This window comes from Rheinheimera baltica DSM 14885, from assembly GCF_000425345.1.
GTDB lineage: Bacteria > Pseudomonadota > Gammaproteobacteria > Enterobacterales > Alteromonadaceae > Alishewanella > Alishewanella baltica.
This window is the reverse complement of the sequence record NZ_AUDG01000048.1, coordinates 23,581-33,654: the sequence shown is the minus strand read 5'-3', so window position 1 is coordinate 33,654 and position 10,074 is coordinate 23,581. Positions and strand designations below refer to the sequence as shown.

The following is a 10,074-nucleotide window of genomic DNA, read 5'->3' as shown; positions in this document are numbered from 1 at the left end:
CAACAGACACGCAAACGGCGCATGTAAAACGAACCAACTAAGCAAAGGAATGCGCCAAGGCACAGGATGCGCCCCACCCGTGGTGAAAACACTGAACCAGGAGGTGAATAACGGCTAAACGACACAAAACAGAAGAAACAGATTGCTGTTGGCAAAACAGGCGATCATGGCTAAACTCGCCCCCAATTTACTGCCGCTAGCCAACGCAAATAAAGCCACTCAGGCTGCAATCGATATATCTACTATATAAGCAGAAAACTCAAACACCGGGCTTGTCCAACAACAGGATTAAGTCGCGGCTGCGCGCGACCTATCCTTGTTTATTATGTGACGATTGCAAAAGCAACCACCACAAAACAGATTAATAAAGCCCACGGGAATGGCGATGCCCACCAGCTTAAGTTTTTTGAACTCTCAGCTTTGGCACTCTGCCGCCAACGCTCTTTTGATTCTTCAGTTTGTTTATAGCGTTCTCTAAGCTGCGGTCCCGGAAAAATATACACTGCTATTCCAAAAAATATTGCGTACCAGCCAGCATCTGAGAATTTTGGCAAAAAGGCCAATAGCAATACCCCAACAATCAGTAATACGCTGCCGATGATGATGTCATTCTTAGTTGGTAGTTTCATCTTATCGAGTCACATAACGCTTATTAGGCCGGTCGGCCCGTGTTTAAATACGGGTTGACCCGTATTTGTAAATTTAATGTGCAATAGATTACTGGGCATTTATAAAAAACACAATGAGATGAGGACGTTTCGGGCTTAGTGCCGGCAGAAAATACGGGTCGACCCGCCTAATAAGGCAAATTTGACAATTCAAAAATAACTGTATACTTAAACAGTATAATTTTGGAGTGTTGCTATGTCGGAACGATCACCATTTTTGCAATACGTCGCTGAGGAGATGTATACCCGGCGCTATGCTAAGCGCACCGTTGAAACGTACCTACATTGGATAAAATTTTTTATTTTATTTCACAAAAAACAGCATCCTAAAGACTTACAAAATGAGCATGTGGAGCAGTTTTTAACCCATCTTGCCGTTAACCGAAATGTTGCCGTGCAAACCCAGGCGTTGGCGCTTAATGCATTAAGCTTTTTATATAAAGAAATTATCAAACAGCCGCTGACATTGAGCCTTAATTTTAATCAGGCGGCTAAACCGCGAAAGTTACCCGTGGTACTAACTAAGGCCGAGATTAAGCAGCTTTTAGCCTGTCTTGACCCGCACTATCTACTGTTATCGCAACTACTTTACGGCAGTGGCCTACGCCTAATGGAGGCCGTAAGGCTTAGAGTTAACGCTATCGATTTTGACTATTTATCGCTAATGGTTTGGCATGGCAAAGGTGGCAAGCATCGGCGGGTAACCCTGGCGCCGGAGTTAGTTGAGCCATTACGCCGGCAAATCCGTTTGGTTGACGCGTTTTATCAGCAAGACATGCAAACAACTGAATTTGCTGGTGTATGGTTGCCGTTTGCGTTGGCGCGCAAATACCCGGCAGCACCCAAAGAGTTGGGTTGGCAATACCTTTTTCCTTCAGTCCGCTTAAGTATCGACCCGCAGACTAATGTATGGCGCCGGCATCATGTTGACGAAACCTCATTACAAAAAGCGGTGCGTGTCGCCAGTAAAAAGGCTGCTATTGATAAGCAAGTTAGCTGCCACACTTTACGACATTCTTTTGCTACCCATTTACTTGAGGCGGGCATGGATATTCGCACCGTGCAAGAGCAGCTTGGCCATACTGACGTTAAAACCACACAAATTTACACCCATGTGCTGAAACAAGGCGGCAATGCGGTAAAAAGCCCGTTATCACACCTGGTTTAAACACCTATTGATGCTTTAACTAAACAGCCATTGACGGCCATTACCACTGACATACAATAGCGCCAATTTAGCCACTTCTTCTGTTTAAGGTAGCCGTATGAGCAATGAAACCGTGATGCCCGTGCTAACGTTGCGTCAACGTTGCCGGAAGTTTATTGAAAACAACACTGTACAGCGTATTTTGCTGGCATTGATTTTAATTAATGCCGTGATACTGGGTATGGAAACGATGCCTGAAGTCATGGCCTCAGCAGGGCAGTATTTGCTTGCGCTGGATAAGGCGATACTGGTGGTGTTTGTGGTGGAAATTGCTATCCGCTTATTCGTGCACCGGCTGGCGTTTTTTAAAGATGGTTGGAGTGTGTTTGATTTTATCGTGGTAGGTATCGCGTTAGTGCCGGCAAGTGGGCCTTTTGCGGTGCTGCGGGCGCTGCGAGTATTGCGGGTTTTGCGGGTGCTTACTTTTGTACCGTCAATGCGTAAAATTGTTGGTGCGCTTATCCAGTCTCTTAACGGCATGCTGTCTATTGCCATGGTGCTGGGCTTAATCTACTACGTGGCCGCGGTGATGGTAACCAAGCTATTTGGCCAGGAGTTTCCAGAGTGGTTTGGTAGCTTGTGGTTGTCGCTGTATACCTTATTCCAAATAATGACACTGGAAAGCTGGTCGATGGGGATTGCCCGGCCTGTTATGGCAGAGTTTCCTTATGCCTGGGCCTTTTTTGTGCCGTTTATTCTTATTGCTACCTTTACCATGCTGAATTTGTTTATTGCCGTTATTGTTAACGCGGTACAAAGCATGCACGATGAAGAGCATCAGGCAGAGCATGATGCCGATGCGGCCACGCAGCAGCAATTATTGACTCAAATGCAGCTTTTGCAGCAAGAGTTACAGCTGCTGCGGCAACAGATTAAAAAACCTACTGAAGAATAAAATCTTCCAGCGACTGGCCGGTAAGTTTACCAATTTGACGGAACATATAAATTATGGCGCCAAATAGCATTACCGTGCTGGGTAGCACGATTACCGGATAACTTAACCATGTCATGCGGCCCAGCTCTTCAGCATACGCTGTGGTGCCGGGCTGGCTTACTACAATGGCTTTGGCCAAAATATAATTAAGCGCAGAAGACATAAAAAATGACGCCGCGACGATATAACCTGCTTTTGCCATACGGTGTTCAAACTCTACCCGGTTGTCGTTACTGGCCAGGGTTTGGTAAAGCTTTTCAGTATCGAGCAATTCAGGGTTTATAAGCAGCTTTTTCACCAGCGGGTAGGGCGTATACTGGCTAACCAACACGATAATGCCAATGATTGCCGGGATCATCGCCTCTTTAATGGCGATATAGGCGGGGTCAAGCTGCAATAAGCTAATACCGCCAGTCAGCATCACGCTGATAATGCCTAACACCGAGAAAAAATTCACTTTGCCAGATTGCTTTAACTCCCACACACCAAACAACAGCGGAAACGCCAATGCCACGACTACAGCCCATACCGGGCCGAGCATATCGTCGCCACTTAACCGGCTTAACACCACTGCTGGAATAATTACATTAATAATCAGGTTGCTGAAAAAACCAGATTTCTTGGTTGTTATTTCTGTTGCCATTGTAGCGTCTGCCGAAGAATACGATGAGGCAGTATAGCAACTATTTATTTAGTGCATAACGGGAATTGCACGGGGATCGTTGTAATTTGGTCTTACCAATTTCGTTGCCGCTTTTGTAAACAATCAATGTTGAGTACCAGTTGATATCGCGCTAGGGTGGTGCAACACGAGGCGACAGAGGCAATAAATATGGACCATTACGCAGCATTAAGAGCCAACGTTGGCTTACTGGGCACCAAGCTGGGCGACACCATTCGCGGACAGTTAGGTGATGCATTGCTGGAGCGGGTTGAGCAAATTCGCTTGTTATCGAAAGCCGCACGTCAGGGCGAGGAGCTGCAAGCCGATAAACTGAAGCAGGTACTGCGCAGCCTGAGCGACGATGAGTTGCTGCCGGTGGCACGTGCCTTTGCGCAATTTTTAAATTTAGCTAACCTGGCGGAACAACACCATACAATTAGCCGTATTGGCCATGCCAGCATAGAAAAACCTGAGCCGCTGCAAGAGTTATTCAGTTTACTGCAGGATAAACAGCTGGACGGTGCCAACGTTGAAAAAGCCGTAGCTAGCTTATCAATAGAGCTGGTGTTAACGGCGCACCCGACTGAAGTATCACGGCGCACCTTAATTCATAAACTTACAGAAATTGCGGCCTGTTTAACCGAGCTGGAACAGGAGCTAACGGCTGTGCAGCAGCAAAAAGTTGAACTGCGCTTAAGTGAGCTGATTGCTCAAGCCTGGCATACTAACGAAATTCGTGAGCAACGACCCACGCCGGTAGATGAAGCGAAATCTGGCTTTGCAGTTATTGAGAGCTCGCTATGGCAAGCCATTCCCGACTTCTTACGTGAGCTGGATACCAAGCTTATTGCCAGTGTAGGTAAGGGCCTGGCACTGGATGCTGCACCCGTAAAGTTTTCTTCCTGGATGGGCGGTGACCGTGACGGCAACCCTTTTGTTACGTCTAAAGTCACCCGGCAGGTGTTATTACTCAGTCGCTGGAAAGCCGCTGACTTATTCGCGCAGGATTTAGATCTGCTCAGCAGTGAATTGTCGATGTATCAAGCCAATGCGGCATTAAAAGACGTTGCCGGTGACGTGAGTGAGCCCTACCGTCTGGTGCTAAACAAACTGCGTACTGGCTTGTTGCAAACCCGTGACTGGTTAACGGAAGCGTTAAAGCATGACCGGCTGCAGCGCCCACAAGATTTGGTCTGGCATAATTCCCAGCTGCTTGAGCCTCTGCTGTTGTGTTACCAATCGTTACTTGATTGCGGTATGCAGGTGATTGCCAATGGTAAATTACTCGATACCGTACGCCGGGCTTATGCCTTTGGTTTAACGCTGTTAAAGCTGGATATCAGGCAAGACGCAGGTCGTCATGCTCAGGTATTTAGCGAGCTGACGCAGCATTTAGGCTTGGGCGATTACGCCGCCTGGGATGAAAGCGCCCGCCAGGCATTTTTGTTAGCCGAATTAGCTAACCGCAGGCCGTTATTTCCGAAAAACTGGCAGCCGGGAGCTGACGTACAAGAAGTACTGGATACCTGCGAGATTGTGGCCCGTCATGGTAGTGAAGCACTTAGTACTTATGTAATTTCCATGGCAGGTAAGCCGTCTGATGTACTTGCTGTGCAGCTGTTATTAAAAGAAGCCGGTATTAGCTTTGCCATGCCGGTGGCGCCGTTGTTTGAAACCTTAAGTGATTTGCAAAATGCGCCAGATTGTATGCAGCGCTTGCTTAGCATTGACTGGTATCGCGGTTATATTAACGGCAAACAGGAAGTGATGATTGGCTACTCTGACTCCGCCAAAGACGCTGGTGTGTTTGCTGCTGCCTGGGCACAATACAGTGCGCAGGAAGCCTTAGTGGCTATTTGTCAGCAGGCTAAGGTGCAGTTAACCTTGTTCCACGGCCGTGGCGGCACCATTGGCCGTGGCGGCGGTCCGGCGCATGCCGCTATTTTATCGCAACCACCTGGCTCGTTAACCGGCGGCTTGCGGGTAACCGAGCAGGGCGAAATGATCCGCTTTAAATTTGGTTTACCTAAGTTAGCGGAGCGCAGCTTGGCGTTGTATGCCAGTGCGGTATTGGAAGGGTTATTACTGCCACCGCCGGTGCCCAAACAAAGCTGGCGCGATTTAATGCAGCAATTGGCCAGTGACTCGTGCGAGGCTTATCGTGCTGTGGTGCGGCATAACGCCGATTTTGTGCCTTATTTTCGCGCGGCAACGCCAGAGCAGGAGCTTGGTCAACTGCCATTGGGTAGCCGACCAGCAAAGCGCAACCCTACTGGTGGCGTAGAAAGTTTACGCGCTATTCCATGGATTTTCGCCTGGTCGCAAAATCGCCTGATGCTGCCCGCCTGGTTAGGTGCAGGTAATGCGCTCGCCAATGCCGCAGCGCAGGATAAAACGGCATTACTGGATGAAATGCAGCAGCAATGGCCGTTTTTTGCTACCCGTATGTCAATGCTGGAAATGGTATTTTTAAAAGCAGACACCGACATTGCCGCTTACTACGACAAGGTATTAGTACCGGATGAGTTGAAGCATTTAGGTGACAGCCTACGCGCGCAATTGGCGGCTGATAGGGCGTTATTGTTAAAGCTGATCCACAGCGATACGCTAATGTCGAAAGAGAGCTGGATCCGCGAGTCTATTATGTTACGCAACACCTATGTTGATCCGCTGCATATCTTGCAGGCAGAGCTGTTACACCGTGTGCGACACCAGCCAGAGCGGGTAAACCCAATGATAAGCCGTGCGCTAATGGTGACTATCGCGGGTATCGCAGCCGGTATGCGAAATTCTGGTTAAACAAAAGCGGCTTGGCTACTCGTTAGTAACAGATATAACCGGCATAATCTGTCGGTTATTAACTGCGGGATAGGACTTACTCACACCGGCACGCCGTAAATACGTCCCTGTAGGCTCGATTCGGCCATCCAGGCCTGCAACGGTCGGTTTAGAGTAAGGCCCATCCCTTTGCTACTCAGGATGTGAATTCAGTATGGGTGTATACGCGCTGTTGGCGTTGGTATCTGCGGTAGCGATGGCCAGCAGTGGCATTATTGCCCGCTTTAGTGGCCTTGCTGCGGCTGAGTTAACCTTTTACCGGCTGGCGGTGGGTGCGCTGTGTTTGCTGTTGTTTGTTGGCCTAAGTGGCCGGCTTGCGCTGCTAAAAGGCAAGCCCGACTGGCGTATGGCGCTAAACGGCGTGCTGCTGGCCAGTTTTATGCTGAGCTTTTTATCAGCCATTAGCTATATCAGCCTGGCCAACGCCATTATGTTGGTATATTTAGCGCCGCCGCTGTCGGCCTTTATCGCCCACTGGCTGCTGAACGAAACCCTCGATTTGACCGATGCCAGCCTGATTGTGCTGTCGTTTTTCGGCTTTGCCATGCTGCAGCAGTTTAAGTTCGATTTGGTACTGGACACTACGCAGCTGCCCGGCTTGTTGCTGGGGTTAATGTCGCTATGTGCTTACAGCAGCTTTCTACTGCTAAACCGCCGCTCGCTACCGGCGCATTCACAATTGCAGCGCACCTTTTATCAGCTGATTATAGGCGCTTGTTGTGTGCTGCCGTTTTTAACCGGCATGAACATGCCCACAACCGATGATGTGTTGTGGATAGCGCTGGCGGGTATCTTTCCCGGTTTTATTGCCATTTATTGCGCCATTATCGCGCTGCAGCATCTGCCCACCCGGGTGTATGCCACGCTGGCATATTTAGAGCCGGTTACGGTAATACTGGCCGGCTGGTGGCTGTTTAACGAAAGCCTGACCCCGCTGCAACTGGGCGGCGTGCTGCTGATTATCCTCACCGGCTTATTGCTGGCACGACGGCACAAAGCCGCACTACCGGAAATAGTGCGGCCGGCCAGCGTCCAGTTATAACTGCTGTCGAGCTGGCTGCTATAGTTAGCATATTGTTTAATAAAGCAAAACCGGAGAGCGGATGAAAGCCTTACTACTGGCATTGCTAGTGTGTTGCCTGCCCGATAACAGCATGGCCATGCCGGCGCAGGGAGAGAGCGACAGCCAAACAGCGGCGATACAGGTGATAAATGCACCACAGGACGAGGCCATTGCAGCGCGATTTCGGGCTATTTCGGCAGCGATAGCGGGTATGGAAACGGTTGAAGTTAGCGTGCAGGCCGGGGTGCTGACATTAAAGGGCGAGGTTAACACGGCACAGCTTAAAACTGCTGCGGCAGATATTGCTAACCGCCTGCAAGGCGTGGTGCATGTACAAAACCAGCTACAGGAGCCGGTGGCGCTGCGTTCGCGTTTAGCGCCGGCTGTCGACAAATTTGGCGAAATGCTGACGAATGCTGTGCAAATGCTGCCGTTGCTGCTGCTGGCGCTGCTTTCAATAGTGCTGTTCTGGCTGGCAGGCAGTTGGCTGTCACAACGTGGCGCCTTACTGCGTAGGCTGGGGCTGAGTGAGCTTGCCACAAACCTCGGTATGCGCTTTGTGCGCTTAATTATTACCAGTATTGGCATATTGATCGCGCTGGAGCTGCTGGATGCTACCGCGTTGGTCAGTGCCGTGCTGGGCGTGGCTGGGGTAATTGGTATTGCGCTGGGTTTTGCTTTTCGCAATATCGTCGAAAACTATCTTGCAGGCGTGTTACTCAGCACCCGCAACCCGTTTGCCATCGGCGATTTTATTCAGGTTGATTCCATGAGCGGCAGCGTGGTGCGCTTAACCTCACGTGATACGGTACTAATGACGTTGGATGGCAACCATTTGCGCATTCCCAACAGCCAGATTATTACTTCGCCCATGACCAATTTTAGCCGTAACCCGCTGCGCCGGTTTGAATTTAGCGTCGGCGTGTCGGTGGACCTGGATTTGGTGGTGGTGCGACAACTGGCTATTGCTACCTTGCAGCAGATGACCGGTATTTTAGCCGACCCCAGACCACGGGTGCTGGTGCAGGAACTGGGCGACAGCACCGTTACCGTGCGCGTGCTGGCCTGGGTTGATCAGCGTGATACTGACTTTTTGAAAGCCCGTAGCGAAGCCATCCGGCTGGTGAAAGCCGCCTTTGACAAGGCCGGAATTGAAATGCCAGAACCGATTTACCGTATTCATATGGCGGAAATGCCGGTGGCAGCGGACCACGCGGCGGCGACGCCTGCAGCCACAGCTCTAACAGCCATTGATGTGCCAGCCAGCGCAACATCAATAGCTACGGTGGATGTCAGTGCCGACACTACCATTGAGCAACAGGTTCAGGATGATTTACAGCACTCTGAAGAAGAAAACCTGTTACCCGGTGGCAAAGCGGCAGCCAAGACGACTAAAAGTTAACTTCCCTGCTGGCGTGGCACAAAATCCAGTACCGTGGCATTAATGCAATATCGTGGCAAACCTCCGGGGCCGTCGTTAAACACATGGCCTAAATGAATGCCGGACACTTTGGCGCGAATTTCCGTGCGGCGCATGCCATAGCGGTTATCCGGCTTTTCAATGACCGCATCCGCTACTGGCTTGGTAAACGACAACCAACCGGTACCTGAATCAAAGCGGTCTTTAGTGTCAAACAATGCCGCACCACTCAGTTTGTCGATAAAAACGCCCTCGGGGGTGTTTTTAAATATCTCATACTGCTGGCAAAAGCGACCATCTGTGCCTTCGTCAAACGCCACATTAAAGGCTTCACTGTCACCGAGCTTAAACTTACCCAGCAGCAGGTAGAACTGCTCAGGAGCTAAGTAACCCTGACGGCCAAACACCTCTTTGCCGTTTTCAAGCAAAATAATGGTGGGTGTGGCCCAGGTTGCGGTTTTCAATGTTAAACCTTCAAGCTGGTTGGCATAACGAAAATGCAACGGGATATCACCGTTGTATTTACTGGCAACGTCGGCTTTAAATTTTTCGCAGTAGGGGCAGTAGCTTTCTGAGTCAATAACCAGAATGTGTTTGCCGTTTTTTAGCGCGTTATTGTCAACTTTAGCCAACTGAGTTTTTACCTCTGGCTCAAAGCGCACGCCGGTACTGTGGTCCGGGCAATAGCCATTTGGATTGTTGGCGATGTAGTCTTGATGATATTGTTCGGCCGGGAAAAATTGTTGCAGCGGCTTAATTTTGGTAGTGATTTCACCATAGCCCGCTTTGCTTAGCAGAGGTTGGTATTGCACCTTTACTTGCTGGGCAATATCAAACTGCTCCTGACTGTTAGTGAGAATAGTTGAGCGGTATTGAGTGCCAACGTCATTGCCCTGACGGTTTAACTGGGTTGGGTCATGCATTTCAAAGTAACGCTGTAGCACGGTGGTAAGGCTAATTTGCGCCGGATTAAAGCTAATTTGTACCACTTCGGCATGGTTGTTCGGGTTCATTTTGTTGGCGCGCTGCGTAATAGCACTATACGTTGGGGCAACACCATTGCCATCGGCGTAGCCCGATACCGCATTAATAACACCGGGCATGGCTTCAAAGCGCTTTTCCACACCCCAAAAACACCCCGCACCCACTACGATGGTTTCAGTGTGCACGGTTGCAGGCATGCTGCTATCGGCCTGTACTGAAAATTGAGCCAGTATAGCCACTAAAGCACTGGTTTTACTGAATGTACGGAATAATCTTAGAAGCGACATTTGAACCTC

Annotated in this window: 8 protein-coding genes; 5 read left to right on the top strand and 3 right to left on the bottom strand. The window is 49.7% G+C overall.

The window, feature by feature from the left end; all coding sequences use genetic code 11:
* Positions 1-323: 323 nt before the first annotated feature.
* Positions 324-629, bottom strand: a complete 306-nt coding sequence (locus tag H595_RS0114785; RefSeq protein ID WP_027671906.1) for a hypothetical protein — start codon at positions 627-629, stop codon at positions 324-326.
* Positions 630-864: 235 nt separating this feature from the next.
* On the opposite strand from H595_RS0114785, the gene H595_RS0114780 reads away from it, so the two are divergent.
* Positions 865-1,836, top strand: coding sequence for an integron integrase (locus tag H595_RS0114780; protein ID WP_027671905.1), 972 nt, complete (start codon positions 865-867; stop codon positions 1,834-1,836).
* 97 nt (positions 1,837-1,933) lie between these two features.
* Positions 1,934-2,770: an ion transporter gene (locus H595_RS0114775; protein ID WP_027671904.1), complete on the top strand. Its 837-nt coding sequence runs from the start codon at positions 1,934-1,936 to the stop codon at positions 2,768-2,770.
* On the opposite strand, the gene H595_RS0114770 is transcribed toward H595_RS0114775, so the two are convergent.
* The gene (locus H595_RS0114770; protein ID WP_027671903.1) at positions 2,757-3,452 is read right to left on the bottom strand and encodes a VC0807 family protein; all 696 of its coding nucleotides are present in this window, start codon (positions 3,450-3,452) and stop codon (positions 2,757-2,759) included. The two genes, H595_RS0114775 and H595_RS0114770, sit on opposite strands and share 14 nt — an antisense overlap.
* A gap of 189 nt (positions 3,453-3,641) precedes the next feature.
* Here H595_RS0114770 and ppc point away from each other — a divergent pair, with 189 nt between their 5' ends.
* From ppc to H595_RS22520, 3 genes are all read left to right on the top strand, one after another.
* Entirely contained in the window at positions 3,642-6,272 is a 2,631-nt protein-coding gene (gene ppc, locus H595_RS0114765) for a phosphoenolpyruvate carboxylase (RefSeq protein WP_027671902.1), read from the top strand.
* 193 nt (positions 6,273-6,465) lie between these two features.
* Positions 6,466-7,353 (top strand): DMT family transporter, encoded by an 888-nt coding sequence (locus H595_RS0114760; protein WP_051219928.1) that lies wholly within the window; start codon positions 6,466-6,468, stop codon positions 7,351-7,353.
* Positions 7,354-7,414: 61 nt separating this feature from the next.
* Positions 7,415-8,776 (top strand): mechanosensitive ion channel family protein, encoded by a 1,362-nt coding sequence (locus tag H595_RS22520; protein ID WP_051219927.1) that lies wholly within the window; start codon positions 7,415-7,417, stop codon positions 8,774-8,776.
* On the opposite strand, the gene msrA is transcribed toward H595_RS22520, so the two are convergent.
* On the bottom strand, positions 8,773-10,065 hold the full coding sequence (gene msrA, locus H595_RS0114750) for a peptide-methionine (S)-S-oxide reductase MsrA (RefSeq protein ID WP_084153611.1): 1,293 nt from the start codon (positions 10,063-10,065) through the stop codon (positions 8,773-8,775). The genes H595_RS22520 and msrA overlap by 4 nt on opposite strands.
* Positions 10,066-10,074 lie beyond the last annotated feature (9 nt).

What these genes read in the sequence shown, in the direction of transcription:
- H595_RS0114785 (WP_027671906.1), bottom strand. Translation starts at nt 629, where the DNA reads ATGAAACTACCAACTAAGAATGACATCATCATCGGCAGCGTATTACTG.
- H595_RS0114780 (WP_027671905.1), top strand. Translation starts at nt 865, where the DNA reads ATGTCGGAACGATCACCATTTTTGCAATACGTCGCTGAGGAGATGTAT.
- H595_RS0114775 (WP_027671904.1), top strand. Translation starts at nt 1,934, where the DNA reads ATGAGCAATGAAACCGTGATGCCCGTGCTAACGTTGCGTCAACGTTGC.
- H595_RS0114770 (WP_027671903.1), bottom strand. Translation starts at nt 3,452, where the DNA reads ATGGCAACAGAAATAACAACCAAGAAATCTGGTTTTTTCAGCAACCTG.
- ppc (WP_027671902.1), top strand. Translation starts at nt 3,642, where the DNA reads ATGGACCATTACGCAGCATTAAGAGCCAACGTTGGCTTACTGGGCACC.
- H595_RS0114760 (WP_051219928.1), top strand. Translation starts at nt 6,466, where the DNA reads ATGGGTGTATACGCGCTGTTGGCGTTGGTATCTGCGGTAGCGATGGCC.
- H595_RS22520 (WP_051219927.1), top strand. Translation starts at nt 7,415, where the DNA reads ATGAAAGCCTTACTACTGGCATTGCTAGTGTGTTGCCTGCCCGATAAC.
- msrA (WP_084153611.1), bottom strand. Translation starts at nt 10,065, where the DNA reads ATGTCGCTTCTAAGATTATTCCGTACATTCAGTAAAACCAGTGCTTTA.